General features: G+C 62.2%; 16 protein-coding genes. 5 read left to right on the forward strand and 11 right to left on the reverse strand.

What is annotated here, in order from left to right; all coding sequences use genetic code 11:
* Window positions 1-16: 16 nt before the first annotated feature.
* On the forward strand, window positions 17-1222 hold the full coding sequence (ftsZ, locus tag MOQ67_RS06190) for a cell division protein FtsZ (protein ID WP_017845922.1): 1206 nt from the start codon (window positions 17-19) through the stop codon (window positions 1220-1222).
* A gap of 112 nt (window positions 1223-1334) precedes the next feature.
* A complete protein-coding gene (gene lpxC, locus MOQ67_RS06195) occupies window positions 1335-2246 on the forward strand; it encodes a UDP-3-O-acyl-N-acetylglucosamine deacetylase (protein WP_003171886.1) in 912 nt (303 codons plus the stop codon).
* 95 nt (window positions 2247-2341) lie between these two features.
* On the opposite strand, the gene MOQ67_RS06200 is transcribed toward lpxC, so the two are convergent.
* The 6 genes from MOQ67_RS06200 to MOQ67_RS06225 all read right to left on the reverse strand — a co-directional run bounded on the left by MOQ67_RS06200 (window position 2342) and on the right by MOQ67_RS06225 (window position 11945).
* Window positions 2342-3835 (reverse strand): sensor domain-containing diguanylate cyclase, encoded by a 1494-nt coding sequence (locus MOQ67_RS06200; RefSeq protein ID WP_046484587.1) that lies wholly within the window; start codon window positions 3833-3835, stop codon window positions 2342-2344.
* 86 nt (window positions 3836-3921) lie between these two features.
* Entirely contained in the window at window positions 3922-5250 is a 1329-nt protein-coding gene (locus MOQ67_RS06205; protein ID WP_102617121.1) for an OprD family porin, read from the reverse strand.
* A 395-nt stretch (window positions 5251-5645) separates the two neighbouring features.
* On the reverse strand, window positions 5646-7010 hold the full coding sequence (locus tag MOQ67_RS06210; RefSeq protein WP_102617120.1) for a heavy metal sensor histidine kinase: 1365 nt from the start codon (window positions 7008-7010) through the stop codon (window positions 5646-5648).
* On the reverse strand, window positions 7000-7677 hold the full coding sequence (locus MOQ67_RS06215) for a heavy metal response regulator transcription factor (RefSeq protein WP_104903891.1): 678 nt from the start codon (window positions 7675-7677) through the stop codon (window positions 7000-7002). The genes MOQ67_RS06210 and MOQ67_RS06215 overlap by 11 nt, the downstream gene beginning before the upstream one ends.
* Window positions 7678-7686: 9 nt before the next feature.
* Window positions 7687-10782: a multidrug efflux RND transporter permease subunit gene (locus MOQ67_RS06220; protein ID WP_017845917.1), complete on the reverse strand. Its 3096-nt coding sequence runs from the start codon at window positions 10780-10782 to the stop codon at window positions 7687-7689.
* The gene (locus MOQ67_RS06225; RefSeq protein ID WP_198718177.1) at window positions 10779-11945 is read right to left on the reverse strand and encodes an efflux RND transporter periplasmic adaptor subunit; all 1167 of its coding nucleotides are present in this window, start codon (window positions 11943-11945) and stop codon (window positions 10779-10781) included. The genes MOQ67_RS06220 and MOQ67_RS06225 overlap by 4 nt, the downstream gene beginning before the upstream one ends.
* Before the next feature lie 215 nt (window positions 11946-12160).
* On the opposite strand from MOQ67_RS06225, the gene MOQ67_RS06230 reads away from it, so the two are divergent.
* Both MOQ67_RS06230 and MOQ67_RS06235 read left to right on the forward strand, forming a co-directional pair.
* Window positions 12161-12394: a hypothetical protein gene (locus MOQ67_RS06230; protein WP_017845915.1), complete on the forward strand. Its 234-nt coding sequence runs from the start codon at window positions 12161-12163 to the stop codon at window positions 12392-12394.
* A gap of 168 nt (window positions 12395-12562) precedes the next feature.
* Window positions 12563-13351: a transporter substrate-binding domain-containing protein gene (locus MOQ67_RS06235; protein WP_102617119.1), complete on the forward strand. Its 789-nt coding sequence runs from the start codon at window positions 12563-12565 to the stop codon at window positions 13349-13351.
* Here MOQ67_RS06235 and MOQ67_RS06240 read toward each other — a convergent pair.
* The 5 genes from MOQ67_RS06240 to MOQ67_RS06260 all read right to left on the reverse strand — a co-directional run bounded on the left by MOQ67_RS06240 (window position 13348) and on the right by MOQ67_RS06260 (window position 18197).
* A complete protein-coding gene (locus MOQ67_RS06240; RefSeq protein WP_017845913.1) occupies window positions 13348-14091 on the reverse strand; it encodes a YkgJ family cysteine cluster protein in 744 nt (247 codons plus the stop codon). The two genes, MOQ67_RS06235 and MOQ67_RS06240, sit on opposite strands and share 4 nt — an antisense overlap.
* A 108-nt stretch (window positions 14092-14199) precedes the next feature.
* Window positions 14200-14682 (reverse strand): GNAT family N-acetyltransferase, encoded by a 483-nt coding sequence (locus MOQ67_RS06245; protein WP_079442883.1) that lies wholly within the window; start codon window positions 14680-14682, stop codon window positions 14200-14202.
* Window positions 14683-14685: 3 nt separating this feature from the next.
* Window positions 14686-15588 carry a chemotaxis protein gene (locus tag MOQ67_RS06250; RefSeq protein WP_017845911.1) on the reverse strand — a complete coding sequence of 301 codons (903 nt, stop codon included), beginning with the start codon at window positions 15586-15588 and terminating at the stop codon, window positions 14686-14688.
* A gap of 96 nt (window positions 15589-15684) precedes the next feature.
* Window positions 15685-16659, reverse strand: a complete 975-nt coding sequence (locus MOQ67_RS06255) for a 2-hydroxyacid dehydrogenase (RefSeq protein WP_198718176.1) — start codon at window positions 16657-16659, stop codon at window positions 15685-15687.
* 569 nt (window positions 16660-17228) lie between these two features.
* Window positions 17229-18197, reverse strand: a complete 969-nt coding sequence (locus MOQ67_RS06260; RefSeq protein ID WP_017845908.1) for a LysR family transcriptional regulator — start codon at window positions 18195-18197, stop codon at window positions 17229-17231.
* A gap of 182 nt (window positions 18198-18379) precedes the next feature.
* On the opposite strand from MOQ67_RS06260, the gene MOQ67_RS06265 reads away from it, so the two are divergent.
* A complete protein-coding gene (locus tag MOQ67_RS06265) occupies window positions 18380-19891 on the forward strand; it encodes an efflux transporter outer membrane subunit (RefSeq protein WP_046484572.1) in 1512 nt (503 codons plus the stop codon).
* The last annotated feature ends 6 nt before the right edge of the window (window positions 19892-19897 follow it).

Consider the following 19897-nt stretch of genomic DNA (forward strand, 5'->3'; position numbering starts at 1 on the left):
CGAAAGGAGAGGGAAAATGTTCGAACTCGTAGACAACATCCCCGCCAGCCCGGTCATCAAAGTGATCGGTGTCGGCGGTGGCGGCGGCAACGCTGTCAACCATATGGTCAAGAGCAACATTGAAGGCGTTGAATTCATCTGCGCCAACACTGATGCCCAGGCGCTGAAGAGCATCGGCGCGCGGACCATCCTGCAATTGGGCACCGCCGTGACCAAGGGCCTCGGCGCTGGCGCCAACCCGGAAGTCGGCCGTCAAGCCGCGCTGGAAGACCGCGAGCGTATCGCCGAAGTGCTGCAAGGCACCAACATGGTGTTCATCACCACCGGCATGGGCGGCGGTACCGGTACCGGTGCAGCGCCGATCATCGCCGAAGTGGCCAAGGAAATGGGGATTCTGACGGTCGCCGTCGTGACCCGTCCGTTCCCGTTCGAAGGCCGCAAGCGCATGCAGATCGCCGACGAAGGTATCCGTCTGCTGTCTGAAAGCGTCGACTCGTTGATCACCATCCCCAACGAGAAGCTGCTGACCATCCTGGGCAAGGACGCGAGCCTGCTGTCCGCGTTCGCCAAGGCTGACGATGTACTGGCCGGTGCCGTTCGCGGTATCTCCGACATCATCAAGCGCCCGGGCATGATCAACGTCGACTTTGCCGACGTGCGTACCGTGATGAGCGAAATGGGCATGGCGATGATGGGCACTGGCTGCGCCAGCGGTCCGAACCGTGCGCGTGAAGCCACCGAAGCGGCCATCCGCAACCCGTTGCTCGAAGACGTGAACCTGCAAGGCGCACGCGGCATCCTGGTGAACATCACCGCCGGTCCTGACCTGTCCCTGGGTGAGTACTCCGACGTGGGTAGCATCATCGAAGCCTTCGCTTCCGAGCACGCGATGGTCAAAGTCGGCACCGTGATCGATCCGGACATGCGCGACGAACTGCATGTGACCGTGGTCGCGACCGGCCTGGGCGCAAAAATCGAGAAGCCTGTAAAGGTCATCGACAATACCGTTCATACCGGCCACAACAGCCACGCCAGCCAAGCGGCTGCCGCTCCAGCGCCTGCGCGTCAGGAACTGCCGTCGGTGAACTACCGTGATCTGGACCGTCCGACCGTGATGCGCAATCAGGCTCAGGCCGGTGCTGCAGCGTCCCGTAGCCCGAATCCGCAAGATGACCTGGACTACCTGGACATCCCGGCATTCCTGCGTCGTCAGGCCGATTAATGGAATGTATCAGGGCTATGAAGGTGATTGGTGTTCAGCAAAGGTCTGGTCTGCTATTATCGCCAGCCTTTGTTGATACCAGTTCGCAATTTGCGCTGAAGCGGTCCAAGCCATGATTAAACAACGCACCCTGAAGAATATTATTCGTGCCACAGGTGTAGGTCTGCACTCCGGGGAGAAGGTATACCTGACCCTCAAACCTGCACCTGTCGACACCGGCATCGTGTTTGTTCGTGCCGACCTGGACCCTGTGGTGCAGATTCCTGCTCGCGCGGAAAACGTCGGCGAAACCACGATGTCGACCACATTGGTCAACGGTGACGTCAAGGTGGACACGGTGGAGCACTTGCTCTCGGCCATGGCTGGCCTGGGCATCGATAACGCCTACGTCGAGCTCTCCGCGTCCGAAGTCCCCATCATGGATGGCAGCGCTGGTCCCTTCGTATTCTTGATTCAATCTGCCGGCCTGGAAGAACAGGACGCAGCCAAGAAGTTCATTCGCATTCTGCGGGAAGTGACAGTAGAAGACGGCGACAAGCGCGCCACCTTCGTCCCGTTCGAAGGCTTTAAAGTGAGCTTTGAGATCGATTTCGATCACCCGGTATTTCGCGACCGCACCCAAAGCGCAAGCGTGGATTTTTCCAGCACTTCGTTCGTAAAAGAAGTCAGCCGCGCCCGCACCTTTGGTTTCATGAGTGACATCGAGTACCTGCGCAAGCACAACCTCGCACTCGGCGGCAGCGTTGAAAACGCCATTGTGGTCGACGCGGATGGTGTACTGAACGAAGACGGCCTTCGCTATGAAGACGAATTCGTGAAGCACAAGATCCTCGATGCAATCGGTGACCTCTACCTGCTGGGCAATAGCCTGATAGGCGAGTTCAAAGGCTTCAAGTCGGGCCACGCCCTTAACAACCAGTTGCTGCGCAAGTTGATTGAGCAGACAGATGCTTGGGAAGTCGTGACCTTCGAAGATGCCAGCACCGCACCGATCTCTTACATGCGTCCCGTTGCGGCGGTGTAAGTAACAACTCTCTTTCTTTAGTTTTTAAGGGCTGCCTTCGGGTGGCCCTTTTTATTTCCCGTGGCGAGCGAGCCACAATGGCCTGTTCGCCTCAGTCATCGCGCCGTTGCCTCCACGATGCAATTGCGCCCACTGTGCTTGGCTTCATACAGCGCGCGGTCCGCACTGAGCTGCAAGTCCTCCAGGGACATGCGACTGCGCTTGTCCCACGTACTCAGGCCAATGCTCACGGTAATCGGCCGTTCATCCCCTTCCACCCGTGGCAAGTGCTCGACGCCGCGGCGGATATGCTCGGCGATTAGCCATGCGCCCCTGATATCGGTAGACGGCAATACCACAGCAAACTCTTCACCGCCATAACGTGCGGCCAGGTCGGCCGGGCGACGGATGTTGCCGCCGATCACCTGGGCGACGTTGCGCAACGCTTCATCGCCGCCGTGATGGCCATGACGGTCGTTGAATGCCTTGAAGTGGTCGACGTCAATCATCAACAGCGTCAGCGGTTCGGCGGAGCGCTGGGCGCGGTCCCATTCCAGGCGCAGGCGTTGGTCCAGAATGCGCCGGTTGGCCAGGCCGGTGAGCGCGTCGGTGGCTGCCAGTTCTGACAGCACCTTCTCCGCGCGAAAACGGCGGCGCAGTTCCCGGCGCAGCATCCAGGTCAGCCATAACAGGCCGATACACAGGATGCCGGTGGCGCCGCCGGTCAGCGTCGCCGCGCGCTTCCATGGCGCGAACACGTCCTCACTGGACAACGCCACGACCACAATCAGCGGTAGCTCGCCGACATTGGTGAAGGTATACAGGCGTTCCTTGTCGGTGATGGTCGAGATGGCCCGAAAGCTGCCGCTTCCTTCGCGCAACATGCGCTTGAAGTTGGGGCGATCACTCAGGTCCTTGTTGATCATGTCGCGCTCCAGCAGCGGTTGCTGGGCCAGGAGAATGCCGTGGCTGCTCAACAGGTTGACCGAGCTGCTATTGCCGATGGCGAGGCTGTTGAACAACTGATCGAAGTACGCCAGGCGCATGGTGGCCACCGCGACCCCGAGGAACTCGCCGTTGGCGCCGGTGACGCGGCGGCTGAACGCGATGCGCCAGACTTGCTCGCAATGGCACTGAATCATGAACGGCCGGCTGATGAACAGGTCGTTCTGGTTGGTGATTTTATGCACGAGGAAGTAGTCGCGATCAGCCAAATTACGCGAGGTCGGCTTGAGCGTCGAAGAGTCAGCAACGACGGCGCCATTGGCGTCCAGCAACAGCACTTGGTCTTTGAACGGCGCGGCCGTCGACAGCTCGAATTGCACCAGATGCCGGATATCCCCCGATACCTTGGACAAATCCGTGCGCTGCGTGGCGGCGATCAACCCTTGCAGCGCGAGGTCGTATAGCTCGACGTTACGCAGCACATCGGCGTTGATCAGTTGGGTGATGTTGGTGGTTGAGCGTTTCGCCGCCTGCAGGGTGCTGGCGTGTTCGCGGATCAACAGCACTGCGACGATAATCACAATCAGTGCGACGGTGAAGCCGCTGCCCAGCATCAACAATAATTCTGCGCGTTCAGGTGGGGTACGAAAAGGGCGTGGACTCATCGGGCAGACTTCAACGGTGAAGATGCTGGCAGTTTAGTTCTACCCGATGAAAATTGAGTGTTTGGTTGAAAAGAAAGTGCGGCGGCTTAGAACACGTTGATCGGATAGTCGACGATCACCCGGTATTCATCCACATCCCGATCCACCGCCGAGTAGCCATTGCTGCCGCGGTTGGTCGCCCATTGCAGGCGCAGGGACAGATCCTTGGCCTTGCCGCCCTGCACCACGTATTTCACGTCGATGTCTCGTTCCCAGTGCTTGGCGTCCTGGCCGTCGGCGCTGTACCAGGCGCTGTAGCCCCGACTGGTGGGATCGACTTTGCTCAGGTCGGTCTTACCGCTGCTGTAGGACACGGCAGTGGTCAGGCCCGGCATGCCGAGGCCGATGAAGTCGTAGGCGTACTTGAGCTTCCACGACCGCTCGTTGGGGCCGTTGAAGTCCGAGTATTGCTGGGAGTTGTCCAGGTACACGCTGTCGCCCTGGGTGATGTAGTCGAACGGTGTGTTGCCGTTGACCCGCTGGTACGCGGCGGTGACGCTGTGGCTGCCCACGGCTACGGTGAAATGCAGGCTGTAGGTGTTGTTGTCGATGTTACCCAGCAACGACTGGCCGCTGTCTTGGGTGTGGTAGTAGTGCAGGCCGGGGTTGAGGCTGACCAGGTCGTTCAGCGCGTAGGTGTAGTCCAGGTCGTAGTAGTACTGGTGCCACACATCCTTGAGTTCGGCGGCGTACAGGTTGCTGGTCAGTCCCGGCACGCCGCTGAACGACACACCGGCCCAGTCCAGGTGCTGGCTGTCGGTGTGTTCCGGCAGTGTGCCGTAGCTGGTGCCGATACGCTGGTGGCCGCTCTGGTTGTAGAGCTTGGTGAAGCTGGCCTGGCCGCCTTCGATCATCCAGCCGTCGAGGCTGTGGTTGGTCAGGCTTACGCCGCGAAAGGTCTGGGGCAGCATGCGGGTCATGCCGCCGGCGATCACCGGGTTGTTGAGGAACAGGTCGCCGGCTTTCAGTTCCGTGTCGAACGCGCGCATCTTCAACGTGCCGCCTGCGGTGGAGAACGACCCCGGTGCCTTGCCGCTGCCTTGACTGTTGCCATACGGGAGGATGCTCGAACCGTCGGTGCCGCCACCGCCGTCGAGCTTGAGGCCGAGCATGGCGTGGGCATCCAGGCCGAAACCGACGGTGCCCTGGGTGTAGCCGGATTCGAAGATGCCGAGAAAGCCCTGGCCCCATTCTTTGTTGTCATCGGTGTGGATGTCGTGACGGTCGCGGTTCATGTAGTAGTTGCGGGCGTTGAGCTTGAGGCTTGCGCCTTCGACGAAACCGTCGGCGGGGGTGGTGTCTGCTGCGTGGGCGAGGGGGGCGATCGTTGCTGTAATCGCGAGGAATAACGGGGTGAACGTCAGCGAGTTCTTCACCGGTGGAGCTCCTTTGGTCAAACGGAAACGGCCAATGTCGTGGGGGTGTGCCTGGCCTTTTTTGCGGCAAAAAAAAAAGCCGCTGAAGTCAGCGGCTTTAAGACAGATTCCCAGTGTAGAGCCCTGGAAAAAGTCGAGGGAAGTTCGGGTAAGCGGGTCAGCTGTCTTTGCCGTCGCGCTCATCGATGCGTCAAATTAACGCAGGCGAGCGCTGCGATACAGAGTGTAACAAGATAATGACTGTTGCCCAAATCGCAACAGTCAGAGTTTTGGCGCATGCCAATGTGGGAGGGGGCTTGCCCCCGATGGCGGTGTATCAGTCACTGAAGTACTGACTGATCCGCCGCCATCGGGGGCAAGCCCCCTCCCACATTGGTCTGAAGTGTTCTCAAGCGTTAGACGGGCAGGGTAATACCGAAGGTGTTGCCGCCCGCGTCACTGCGCACGAACACATCGCCGCCATGCATCAGCGCAATCGCCTTGACGATGGCCAGCCCCAGCCCGTGGTTGGCGCCGCTGTTGCTGCGCGATGCGTCCACTCGATAGAAGCGTTCGAACAGCCGAGGCAGGTGCTCGCTGGCAATCGCGTCGCCGGGGTTGGTCACGGCGATCGCCACCTGATGCTCCCGCACGTCGATGTTCACCGCGATGACCTGCCCTGGCGCGGTGTGCTGCACGGCGTTGCTCAGCAGGTTGATCAGTGCGCGGCGCAGGTGGGCTCTTTCGATCTGCACCTGGGCGTCGCCGTGGACGTGCACCTGGACCTGGGCGTCTTCGAGGATGAAGTCCAGGTAGTCGAGGGTGGTCGCCACTTCGTCGGCCAGGGAGCTTTCGATCAGCTTGGTGGCCTTGCTGCCCTGGTCGGCGCTGGCGAGGAACAGCATGTCGTTGATGATCGAACGCAGGCGCTCCAGTTCTTCCAGGTTCGATTGCAGCACCTCGAAATAATGTTCGGCCGAGCGCCCGCGTGTCAGGGCCACCTGGGTCTGGCCGATCAGGTTGGTCAGGGGCGAGCGCAGTTCATGGGCGACGTCGGCATTGAACGATTCCAGGCGCGAGTAGGCCTGTTCGACGCGGTCCAGGGTGGCGTTGAACGAGTTGACGAACTGACGCAACTCCGGCGGCAGCGGCGACAGTTGCAGGCGCCCGGAGAGTTTCGGCGGTGCGAGTTTCTGCGCTTCGTCCGAGAGTTTGCTCAGCGGCTTGAGGCCGATGCGCGAGACCCAGAACCCCAGCAGCGCCGCCAGCACCACGCCGATAAACGCCAGGCTGATCAGCGCCACCAGCAAGTGGTGCTGGGTGGCGCGGAAGTTTTCGGTGTCGATGGCGATCATGAAGCGCAACGGCGGGCGCTGGTCCTGGGCGGGGAACTGGCTCACCAGCACCTTGAACGGGTCGGCGTGATCGACCAGGCGCAAGTCGCGCTTGCCGGTCGGGCCGGCGGCGAAGGCGCGGATCTGCGCGTCCGGGTTGCCATATTCGTAGTTCGGGTCGCTGCTCACCACCCAGAAACGGATGCGCTTGTCTTCCTCGGCCAACAACTTGAGTTTGGCCTTGATCTTGGTCCAATGCTCCGGCGTGCCGAAGCGCTTCACCGAGGACTCCAACACGCTGTAGCGCGCATCCAGTTCGGCCTCGGGTAACAGGCCCAAGCCACGGTCCACCTGCTGATAGAGCGCGCCGCCGATCAACAGGAAGATCAGCAGCGCCACCAGGGTGAACATGCCGCTCAAGCGCAGCGCGATGGAGTTAGTTGACACCGCGGTTCTCCAGCACATAACCCATGCCACGGATGGTGTGCAGCAGCTTCTGTTCGAACGGCCCGTCGAGCTTGGCGCGCAGGCGTTTGATCGCGACTTCGACCACGTTGGCGTCGCTGTCGAAGTTGATGTCCCAGACCATCTCCGCGATGGCGGTCTTGGACAGGATCTCACCCTGGCGCCGCGCCAATACGCTGAGCAGCGAGAACTCCTTGGCGGTCAGGTCCAGGCGCACGCCGTTGCGACTGGCCTTGCGGCTGATCAGGTCGATCCACAGGTCGGCGACCGTCACCTGCACCGGTTCGTGCCCGCCACTGCGGCGGGTCAGGGCTTGCAGGCGCGCCACCAGCTCCAGGAACGAAAACGGCTTGCCCAGGTAATCGTCGGCGCCTTCACGCAGGCCGCGAATGCGGTCTTCCACGCGCTCGCGGGCGGTGAGCATGATCACCGGCGTTTGCTTGCGCGCGCGCAGGGCACGCAACACGCCGAAGCCGTCGAGACCGGGCAGCATCACGTCGAGCACGATCACTGCGTAATCGTTTTCCAGCGCCAGGTGCAAACCCTCGATGCCTTCACGCGCCACGTCGACGGTGTAGCCTTGCTCCGTCAGGCCGCGATGCAGGTAGTCCGCGGTTTTTTCTTCATCTTCAACGATCAGTACGCGCATGACCCCGCCTTAATGTGTGGTCGCCAACGCGGGCGTTGGTGTGGGCCGGTGGAAAAACCGCTCAAGGTACAAGTATATGATCGGCGTGGTGAACAGCGTCAGCGCCTGGCTCACCAGCAAGCCGCCGACCACCGCGATCCCCAGCGGTTGGCGCAACTCGGCACCGGGGCCTGCGCCGAGCATCAGCGGCACGGCGCCGAGCAGGGCGGCGAGGGTGGTCATGATGATCGGCCGGAACCGCGTGACGCAGGCTTCGTAGATCGCTTCCTCCGGCGGCAGGCCTCTGACCCGCTGCGCTTCGAGGGCGAAGTCGATCATCAGGATGCCGTTCTTCTTCACGATGCCGATCAGCAACACCAGGCCGATCAGGGCCATGATCGAAAAGTCCTGGCCCAGCAGCCACAGCATGATCAACGCGCCCAAGCCGGCCGAGGGCAGGGTGGAAATGATCGTCAGCGGGTGGACGAAACTTTCGTACAACACGCCGAGAATGATGTACACCGCCACCAGCGCCGCGAGGATCAGCCACGGCTGGCTGGCCAGCGAACTCTGGAACGCCTGGGCCGCGCCCTGGAAGTTGCCGAGGATGGTGGCCGGCATGCCGATTTCGTTCTTGGCCTGGTTGAGCATGATCACCGCATCCCCCAACGCCACGCCGGGCGCCAGGTTGAACGACAGGTTGGCCGCCGGGAACATGCCGTCATGGCTGATGGACAGCGGGCCCACGCTGGGCGGGTCGACCTTGGCCAGGGCCGACAACGGCACCATCTCGTTGGTCAGTGGCGAGCGCAGGTAGAAGTAATTGAGGCTTTCGGCTTTGCCGCGTTGCTGGGTGTCGAGTTCCAGCACCACTTGGTATTGGTTGATTTCGGTCTGGAACTCGTTGATCTGGCGCTGGCCGAACGCGTCATATAGCGCCTGGTCGACATCGGTGGCGGTCAGGCCGAAGCGCGCGGCGGCCTGACGGTCGATGCTGATGTGGGTGATGCTGCCGCCCAGTTGCAGGTCGTTGGACAGGTCGCGAAACGCCGGGTTGGCGCGCAGTTTTTCGGTGAGGCGCTGGGTCCAGGTATTCAATGTCGCGCCGTCGTTGCTCTTGAGCACGTACTGGTACTGGGCGCGGCTGGGGCCGGAGCTGAGGTTGATGTCCTGGCCGGCGCGCAGGTACAGCACGATGCCCGGCACCTTCGCCAGTTTCGAGCGGATGCGGTCGATGAACTGGCTGGCGGACACGTCGCGATCGCCGCGGTCTTTCAAGGCGATCCAGAAACGGCCGTTGGCGATGGTCTGGTTGCTGCCGGTGACGCCCACCGAATGGGAAAACGTTGCCACCGCCGGGTCAGCCTTGATGATCTCGGCCAGGGCCTTGTGCTTGGCGACCATGTCCGGGAACGACACATCGGCCGCCGCTTCGCTGGTGCCGAGCACGAAGCCGGTGTCCTGCACCGGGAAAAAGCCCTTGGGGATGAACACGTAGCCGACCACCGCCAGCGCCAGCGTGACCACGAAGATCGCCAGCATGCTGCGTTGATGGACCAGGGCGCGGCGCAAGTTGCGCGCATAGCCGGCCAGCAGGCGTTCGCTGAAACCGGGCTTGGCGTGGGCCGGATGGGTCGGGGCGCGCATGAACAGCGCCGCGAGGGTCGGCGCCAGGGTCAGCGAAACCACCACCGAAATCAGGATGGTCGAGGTCGCCGTCAGCGCGAATTCCTTGAACAGGCGCCCGACCACGCCGCCCATGAACAGCAGTGGAATGAACGCCGCCACCAGCGAGAAGCTGATGGACACCACGGTAAAGCCAATCTCGCCGGCGCCCTTGATCGCCGCTTCGCGCTTGCCCAGCCCGGCTTCGAGATGGCGGTGAATGTTCTCCACCACCACGATCGCATCGTCCACCACAAAGCCCACGGCGATGACGATCGCCACCAGGGTCAGGTTGTTCAGGCTGAAGCCCATCAGGTACATCAAGGCGAAGCTGGCGATCAGCGACACCCCGAGCACGCTCGACACAATCAACGTCGCCGACAGCTGGCGCAGGAACAACGCCATCACCGCCACCACCAGCAGCACGGCGATCAGCAGGGTCACTTCCACTTCATGCAGGGAGGCGCGGATGGTCTTGGTGCGGTCGCTCAACACATTGACCTGCACCGATGCCGGCAGCATGGCCTGCAGGCGCGGCAGTTGCGCTTGAATGCGGTCGACGGTCTCGACGATGTTCGCGCCGGGCTGGCGCGAGATCACCAGGTTGACCCCCGGGGTGTCGCCGGACCAGGCTTGTACGTAGGCGTTTTCCGAGCCGTTGATGACTTTAGCGATATCGCGCAGTTGAACCGGCGCGCCATTCTTGTAGGACACGATCAGTTGGGCGTAGTCCCCGGGTTGAAACAGCTGGTCGTTGGTCGACAGCGTCGACACGCTGTTCTCCCCGTAGATCGCGCCTTTGGCCAGGTTCAGGCTCGACTGCTGGATCGCCACGCGGATGTCGGCCAGGGTCAGGCCGATGGCCGCGAGTTTGTCGGGCGAAGCCTGCACGCGAATCGCCGGACGTTGCTGGCCGGTGATGTTGATCTGGCCGACGCCGTCGATCTGGCTGATCTGCCGTGCCAGCAGGGTTTCCACGTAATCGCTCAGCTCGGTGCTGGGCATGCTGTCGGAACTGACGCTGAGGATCAGCACCGGGCTGTCTGCCGGGTTGACCTTCTTCCAGGTCGGCAGGGTCGGCATATCCCTGGGTAGCTTGCCGGACGCGGTGTTGATCGCCGCCTGGACTTCCTGGGCGGCGGTGTCGATGCTCTTGTTCAGGGTGAATTGCAGGGTCAAGAGGCTGGAGCCCAAGGCGCTGCTGGAGGTCATCTGGGTCATGCCGGGGATCGCGCTGAATTGCACCTCCAGCGGCGTGGCCACCGAAGAAGCCATGGTGTCCGGGCTGGCGCCGGGCAGTTGCGCGCTGACCTGGATCGTCGGAAATTCCGCTTCCGGCAGCGGGGCGATGGCCAATTGCGGGAAGGCAATCAGCCCGAGCAACACCAGGGCGAAGGTCAGCAGCAGGGTCGCGACCGGGTGGTCGACGCACCACGCCGACGGCGAGCGGCTGGCGTTCATGGTTGCACCTTGGCGTCGACGGTCTGGATCACTTGCGGCGGTTCTTTGAGCACGTCGACCCGAGCGCCGGCCTTGAGCCGCGACTGGCCATCGCTGACCAGCACATCACCGGCCTGTACACCTTTGATGAGCGTCACGTCGCTGTTCTGGTAGGTGACCTGCACCGGCACCTCCTCCACCTTGTCGCCGTTGACCCGGTACACAAAGTGCGCGTCCAGGCCGCGTTGCACCACGGTCGGCGGCACCACCAGGGCGTTTTTGGCGAGGCCGGTCTGGATCTTGATGGTCACCAGTTGCCCCGGCCACAGGCGCTGCGTGGCGTTGTTGAACTCGGCCTTGGCGCGCAGGGTGCCGGTGGTGGAACTGATCTGGTTGTCGATCAGGCTCAGGTGGCCTTCACCGAGCAGGTCGCCGGTCTGGCCATCGGTGTCGGCGCCCAGGTAGGCGTCGACGCTGGCTGGGGTAGGGGCCGCGATCAGGCTTTGCAGAGTGGGCAGCATCTGTTGCGGCAGGGAAAATTCGACGGCAATCGGGTCGATCTGCGTCACCGAGAACAGCCCCTGGGCATCGCTCGTGCGCAGGAAGTTGCCTTCATCCACCGTGCGAATCCCTACGCGGCCGCTGACCGGCGAGCGAATCTGAGTGTAGGAAAGCTGCACCTTTGCCGCATCAATCGCCGCCTGATTGCCCTGGACGGTGGCATTGAGTTGGTTGACCAACGCCTGTTGCTGGTCATAGGTCTGCTTGGACACGCCGTCGTCGACACTCAATGCCTTGTAGCGCTTGAGGTTGATCAGCGCGACTTGCAACTGCGCCTGGTTTTCCGCCAACAGCGCCTTGGCCTGCTCGAGGCTGGCGCGGATCGAGCGGTCATCGATGGTCGCCAACAGGTTCCCGGCCTTGACCTGCTGGCCTTCCTTGACCAACAATCGGGTGAGGATGCCGTCGACCTGTGGGCGGATCACCACGCTGTGCAACGACAGCACCGTCCCAATGCCGCTGACGAAACGTGGGATGTCCTGTTGCGCCACGCTCACCACCCGTACCGGGATCGCTGTCGGCGCCGCCAGTTTGGGTTTGGCCGGCCGCGTCAGGGCCCAGGCTGCAATCGCCAGCACCACGAGGACTCCGACGATCAGCGCGGTTTTTCGTTGAATTTGCATGGAAGTGAGGTGCCAGGGCAGAGGAACGGAAGAGTGAGGTGTCTTTATAGCCCGTCAACCCGGTCAGCAAGGTGACTGCTAACTGACAGCGCTGTCAGTAAACGCCGACCATTCGTACAGGCGGTGGTTAAAGATCCTGAGGGCGCAGGTATACTGCGCGCCAGTGTGGCCCGCAAGCTGGCCCCGCATCAATTTTTGCCTGCTCCGGAGCTTCCATGACTTCCCCGACACATCCCCCTGTTGAAGCGGCCGACCTCGTCGATCCGGCCAGCGCTGAAAGCGTTGAAAAAACCGAGATCCCGGCGTTCAAGTTTCCGTTCAAGCCGGGTGAACTGGCCGGGGCCAAGAATGCCGCCCAGCCGTGGTACAAGAACGGCGCCAAGAACGGGCATACCAAGTCCCCAGGCATGGCGCCGCCGGGCACTCGTCGTTCGATGGGTAAACGCTGAGAATAATAAGTCGCACGCTGTGTCGACTATTGCCTACAACGTCTGCTGAAATTTCTGATTGTAGGGCCACGACCGTTTCTTGAAAGCTTGCACAGCCTCCGTGCCGCCCCGGCGTTTTCCGTCGGTGCGGGAGGGTGAGGTTGGACTTTCCGGAAAAGGATGTTTCCTGTGGCTCTGATACACATTTGTGTCGTGCTCGCGTTGTTGCTGGCGGCCGATAGCGTTGCCGCCGGTGAGTCGCCACGGCGCGAAATCCGTTTCGCCGTCGCTGCGCAATTCGCGCCTTTCCAGAGCCGCAATCCGCAAGGCCAGTTGGTCGGCCTGAACATCGACCTGGGTAATGCCCTGTGCGTGCAGTTGAATGTGCGTTGCACCTGGGTCGACCAGGTGCTGGTGGAAAACTTCCCGGCCCTGGAGGCCCGGCAGTTCGACGCAATCATGGGCATGGCGCCCACGTCGACGCGTCGGCGCTGGGTCAACTTCACCGATGAGCTGTATCCGTTCACCACGCGCCTGGTCGCCCGCAGAACATCCGGCCTGCTGCCGACCGTGCGGTCGCTCAAGGGCAAGCGTGTCGGGGTGTTGCTGGGCAGTAATCGCGAAGCCTTCGCCCGAGCGCAGTGGGCGCCCAAGGGCGTTATCGTCAAGAGCTTCTGGCTCAATGACGAACTGGCTCGCAGCCTGGTGGCGGGGGATATCGATGCGACCCTGCAAGGCACCGTGGAAATCCGTGAGGCGCTGCTCGATACCGTCGATGGCCAGGACTTTGACTTCCTCGGCCCCGCGATTTCGGCCGAACTCCTGGGCAGCGGCGTGGCGATCGCGGTGCGCAAGCCCGATACCGCCTTGCGCAATGCCCTCAACTGCGCCCTTGAACAACTGATGCAAAGCGGTGAATACCAGCGGATCATTCAGCCCTACCGCCTGGATGCCGTTTCCGTCGCGCCCAACGACTAGGCGGCGCGCAGCGGGATAAACGCATAGTTGGCCGGCACCTCGGTGGCAAGTTGTGCCCCCGCGTCCAGCAACTGTTCGGCGATGTCCATCGCGGACACATGAAACACCCACTCATTCGCCACGCCGGGCTGGCTCGCTGCCAGCTCGATCGCCTGGGTAAAGGCATCCATCTGCGGCAGGTACGCCGTAAAGCCATCGCCCTTGAGCGCCGTGGTGCGAATCCCCAACAGGGTACACACCGCCTCTTTGGTCTGCACATCGTCGCGGTCGGCCTGGCGCGAGCGGCGGATCAGTTCAGCCAGTTCCGCGTCCATCAACTCGCCGCCGGCAATCAATACCGGGCCCTGTTCCCACGACTCCGGCGGGCATTCCTTGGCGGCAGGGTTCAACGGGATGTGCGGGTTGATCTCCATCGGATAGATGCGGCAGACCAACGGTCGGCGTTCATAGATGCGGCACAGGTTGTCTTCGTCAAGATTCCGGCAGCGTCCGGGGTTGTAGGCGGCAAAGGTGATGGCCACGAATGCCTGGGTCGTGCCGCTGGGCACCATCGCCGAACGGCGTTCGGCATGTTCGCGTTGTTGCAGCGGCAGGCCCAGGCCGTTGCCGAGAAAACCTTCCACCAGAACGATCACGCTGCCGCCGTCAGCCGCCCACTGGCGAGCTTCTGCGAGGGTCAGGGGGACATGGTGGTCGGTGCAGCATTTGCCACAACCGACGCAGGAAAAATGAGTGTTCATGGCAGATCTGTCACCAGGCTAGGTCAGAGGGCTCGCGCGAACGGTGACGGGTTTTCACCTCTTTTCAACGTTCGGGAGCACTGAAAGCAAGTTGTGCGCCAGTGCCCGTCAGTCTTCGCTGACCACATCGCGCAGCACGAACACCATGCCCGCGCTTTCATAGAGTTTCCGGGCGCGTCGGTTGCTTTCCAGGACCTTGAGGTCCACGTAGGGTTCGCCGCGCTGCTTGAACACCTGGAAGGCGTGCAGCAACAAGGCGCGGCCCAGCCCCTGGCCCTGGGCGCAGGGGTGTACAGACAGGTTCTTGATGAAGGCGCTGGTCCAGCACTGGGCCACGCCGAGGATACCCTCGGCATTGCTCGCCACCAGGCACAGCGTGGGGTCGAACTCGGCATCGGTCACGAACTGCCGCTGCCAGGTTTGCAGGTCGGCGACGTGGCCGCCGCCTTGCGCCTGGGTCATGCGCAACACCGCGTGAATCGCCGGGGCCCATGCGTCGCGGTAGTGATCCAACTGCGTACCGGCCGGCCACTGCGGCGCGGGCAGGTCGCGGGTGAGGTCGCGGCGTAGCAGTTGGAAATACTCGGCCACCGCTTACAGGCCCTTTTGCGCCACGGTCTGGGCGGCCACCACCAGGCATTTGGTCAGTTCGGGCGAGGAGAATTTGGTCAGCACCGCGTCGGCCCCGGCCACGCGCGCTTTTTCGCTGTTCATCGCGCTGTCCAGGGAGGTGTGCAACAGCACGTAAAGGTCCTGGAAGTCCGGGGTTTCGCGCAGGGTGCGGGTGAGGGCGTAACCGTCCATTTCGGACATTTCGATGTCCGACACCACCACATTGATCTGCTCGACGGTGCCCTGCAGTTCCAGCAGCACGTCGATGGCTTCCTTGGCGCTGCGCGCGGTGTGGCAGGTCAGGCCGAGGTTGCGCAGGGTGTGTACTGATTGTTGCAGGGCGACCTGGCTGTCATCCACCACTAGGATTCGTGCGTTGCCCAACACTTCGGCCTCTTCCATGGTCAAGTCGGTCGGCGCCATTTCAATCGGCGCCGGGGCGATGCCGTGGATGACTTTTTCGATGTCCAGCACCTGCACCAGCCCGCCTTCCACCTGGGTGACCCCGGTGATAAACGAGCGATTGCCGCCGGCACCGAAGGGCGGCGGGCGGATATCGGTGGTCAGGCAATGCACGATCTTGCTCACCGCCTGCACATGCAGGCCCTGCTTGGAGCGGCTGACATCGGTGACGATCAGGCAGCCGCCGTCCGGGTCTTCCAACGGCATTTCGCCGAGGGCGCGGCTCAGGTCGATCACCGACAGCGAGGTGCCGCGCAGCATGGCGATACCTTTGACGTGCGGATGGGACTCCGGCAGCTTGGTCAGCGGCGGGCACGGAATGATTTCGCTGACTTTCAGCAGGTTAATGGCCATCAACTTGCCGCTGCGCAAGGTAAAGAGCAGAAGCGAGAGTGAGTCTGCGCGGGCTTTAGACGTGGACATAAAAACCTTCTGTGGATCAGGGTTGATCATCTATGGAGGGTTATCGACTTCATCGGCCCAGGCTTTAGGGGAATGGGCCGATGAAGTTGACTTATCTCAGCCCTTCCATACCTGCGGGTTGACCAGATCCTTCGGGCGGTGGCCGAGCAGGGCGCTGCGCAGGTTGTCGAGGGCGCGGTTGGCCATGGCTGTGCGGGTTTCGTGGGTCGCCGAGCCGATGTGCGGCAGGGTCACCGCATTGCTCAGTTGGAACAGTGGCGACTCGGCCATCGGTTCCTTTTCATACACGTCCAGCCCCGCCCCGCGAATACGCTGGGTTTGCAGGGCTTCGATCAGCGCCGGTTCGTCGACCACCGGCCCGCGGGAAATATTGATCAGGATCGCGCTGGATTTCATCAGTCCCAGCTCGCGATGACTGATCAGGTGCCGGGTTTTTTCGCTCAACGGCACCACCAGGCAGACGAAGTCCGCTTCGGCGAGTAACTGATCCAGGCTGCAGAACTGTGCGCCCAGTTCCTGTTCCAGGGCGAGCTTGCGGCTGTTGCCGCTGTACACAATCGGCATATTGAAGCCCAGGCGCCCGCGCCGAGCCACGGCGGCGCCGATATTGCCCATGCCGACGATGCCCAGTGTCTTGCCATGCACGTCGCAGCCGAACAACGACGCGCCCACGCTGGCTTTCCACTCGCCGGCCTTGGTCCAAGCGTCCAGCTCGGCCACCCGGCGTGCGCTGCTCATCAGCAGGGCGAAGGCGAGGTCGGCGGTGCTTTCGGTGAGGACGTCGGGGGTGTTGGTGAGCATGACTCCGCGTTCGTTGAGGTAGGCCACGTCATAGTTGTCATAGCCCACCGAGATGCTGGACACCACTTCCAGCCGGCTCGCGCCTTCGAGTTGCGCGCGGCCCAGCTTGCGCCCCACGCCGATCAGGCCGTGGGCATGGGGCAGGGCTTCATTGAACTGTGCATTGATGTCGCCCAGCTTGGGGTTGGGGGCGATCACCTCGAAATCCTGTTGCAGGCGTTCGATCATTTCCGGGGTGATACGGCTGAAGGCGAGGACAGTCTTTTTCATTGCAGGCGGGCTCATCGACTACGGAAGAATGCCAAGCAAGCTAACATTCCTGCCGGCAATTGTCAGGACACCGTTGAACCTCTGTGGGAGGGGGCTTGCCCCCGATAGCAGTGTGTCAGCCAGTACATGCATGACTTCACTACCGCTATCGGGGGCAAGCCCCCTCCCACATTTTTGACCGAGTCCAGCTTCCAGGATCAGGTTGGTTATAAGGCCGCTCCTAAGAGCAAGAGCCAAATGAGTTCTATCTGATCCATGGAGATCCAAATGTGGGGGGGGGGCTTGCCCCCGATAGCAGTGTGTCAGCCAATACATGCATGACTTCACTACCGCTATCGGGGGCAAGCCCCCTCCTACATTTTTGACCGAGTCCAGCTTCCAGGCTCAGGTTGGTTATAAGGCCGCTCCCAAGAGCAAGAGCCAAATGAGTTCTATCTGATCCATGGAGATCCAAATGTGGGAGGGGGCTTGCCCCCGATAGCAGTGTGTCAGCCAATACATGCATGACTTCATTACCGCTATCGGGAGCAAGCCCCCTCCCACATTGGATCGCTATCGTCTGGCAGAAATCAGTTCGCCATCCGCACGCCGCCCAGGCTGCCGCTCAACTCATACGCGACCAATTCCGCCTGGTGCGCCGCGAGAATTTCCGGCAGCGAACCGCGCAGGTATTCCACCCAGGTCTTGATCTTCGCATCCAGGTACTGGCGCGATGGGTAAATGGCGTACAGGTTCAGTTCCTGGGAGCGATAGTTGGGCATCACCCGCACCAGCGTGCCGTTGCGCAGGCCTTCGATGGCGGCGTACACCGGCAACAGGCCGACGCCCATGCCGCTGGTGATGGCGGTTTTCATCGCATCGGCCGAGTTCACCAGGAACGGCGATGTGTTGATCGCGACACTTTCCTGGCCGTCAGGGCCGTTGAAGCTCCATTTATCCAGCAGGACCACCGGGCTGACCAGGCGCAGGCAGGCGTGGTTGAGCAGATCGTGGGGCCGTTGCGCGCAGCCTTTGGCCTTGACGTAGTCCGGCGAGGCGCAGGCGATGCTGTAGGTGATGCCCAGGCGCTGGGACACGAAGCCCGAGTCCGGCAGTTCGCTGGCCAGCACGATGGACACGTCGTAGCCTTCATCGAGCAAGTCCGGCACGCGGTTGGCCAGGGTCAGGTCGAAGGTCACGTCCGGGTGAGTGCGACGGTAGCGGGCAATGGCGTCGATGACGAAATGCTGGCCGATACCGGTCATGGTATGCACTTTCAACTGGCCGGCGGGGCGCGCGTGGGCGTCGCTGGCTTCGGCCTCGGCTTCTTCGACGTAGGCCAGGATTTGCTCGCAGCGTAATAAATAGCGTTTACCCGCCTCCGTGAGTGCAATGCGGCGGGTAGTGCGGTTGAGCAAGCGGGTTTGCAGATGAGCCTCCAGGTTGGAGACCGCGCGCGAAATGTTGGCGGTGGTTGTGTCCAGCTGTGCGGCGGCGGCGGTGAAGCTGCCGGCTTCGGCCACAGAACTGAAGGCGCGCATGTTTTGCAAAGTGTCCATGGGGTGTTCTCAAGGGAGATGACAAATTGTGACAGAAAGTTACGCCGACCAGTGATCCCTACGAAGGGATTATCGCCTGAACGGTAATAAAGATTCACAGGAATACCAGCTTATCGTCATTCCCCTCGCGTCCTAGAATTACACCACCTACCCTGCATCACCCACCTCAGGAATTCGCAGCAGTGCCGCGTCGCATCAGCAGAGAGCTGAAGACTCTCAGTGTTTGGGCCTTATCGTTAGCAATCAGCGGCTGCATCGGAACCGGAGGAATCGCCCCCCAAGACCAGGCCCTCAGCGCCAATACCCTGGCCACCGATGAGGCGATCCAGAGCGCCGCCCGGGACGCCCGCTGGCCCACCGCGCAATGGTGGCAGGCCTATGGCGATCCCCAGCTCAACCGCTGGGTCGAACTCGCGACCCACGACAGCCCGAGCCTGGCCATGGCTGCCGCGCGTGTGCGTGAAGCGCGGGCCATGGCCGGGATTGTCGAGTCGGCCGAGTCGCTGCAGATCAACAGCGACACCACCCTCAAGCGCCACAACTGGCCGAACGACCAGTTCTACGGCCCGGGTGCATTAAGCGGTTCCAACACCTGGGACAACAATACGTCCCTGGGCTTCAGCTATGCCCTCGACCTGTGGGGCCGCGAAAGCAACGCCACCGAGCGTGCCGTCGACCTGGCGCACATGAGCGTGGCCGAAGCACGCCAGGCCCAGCTCGAACTGCAGAACAACGTAGTGCGCGTCTATATCCAGCTGTCGTTGCATTACGCCAACCGCGACATCGTCGCGGCCACGCTGGCCCAGCAACAGCAGATTCTCGATCTGGCGAATAAACGCCTGAACGCGGGCATTGGCACGCATTTCGATGTGAGCCAGGCCGAAACCCCGTTGCCCGAGACCCATCGCCAACTCGATGCCCTGGACGAAGAGATCGCCCTGAGCCGCAACCAGTTGGCGGCGTTGGCGGGTAAAGGCCCGGGCGAGGGCGCGCGACTGCAACGTCCGACCTTGTCCCTCGGCGCGCCACTGAAATTGCCGTCCAGCCTGCCCGCGCAATTGCTCGGCCAGCGCCCGGACGTGGTCGCCAGCCGTTGGCAGGTGGCAGCGCAGGCGCGCGGCATCGATGTCGCGCACGCCGGTTTCTACCCCAACGTCGATCTGGTCGGCAGCCTCGGCTACATGGCCACCGGCGGCGGCATGCTGGGTTTTCTGGCCGGCAAGAAATTCAACTACAACGTCGGTCCGGCCATCACCCTGCCGATCTTCGACGGCGGCCGCCTGCGTTCGCAGTTGGGTGAAGCCAGCGCCGGCTATGACATCGCCGTGGCGCATTACAACCAGACCCTGGTCAACGCGCTCAAGGGCATCAGCGACCAGTTGATCCGCCGCGAATCCATGGACAAGCAAAAGGGCTTCGCCGCAGAGTCGGTGGCCTCGGCGCAGAAAACCTACGACATCGCGATGATCGCCTACCAGCGCGGCCTTACCGATTACCTCAATGTGCTGAACGCCCAGACCCTGTTGTTCCGCCAGCAGCAAGTCGAGCAGCAGGTGCAGGCCGCGCGTCTGACGGCCCACGCCGACCTGGTGACCGCCCTGGGCGGCGGGCTGGGCGCCGGCAACGATGTTCCGCAAGACACCAAGACTGTCCCGAGCAAGACCCCGGCGGCGCTCGCCGTGTTCGATCACTGAGTAGGA

The organism is Pseudomonas sp. LY-1 (assembly GCF_053502595.1).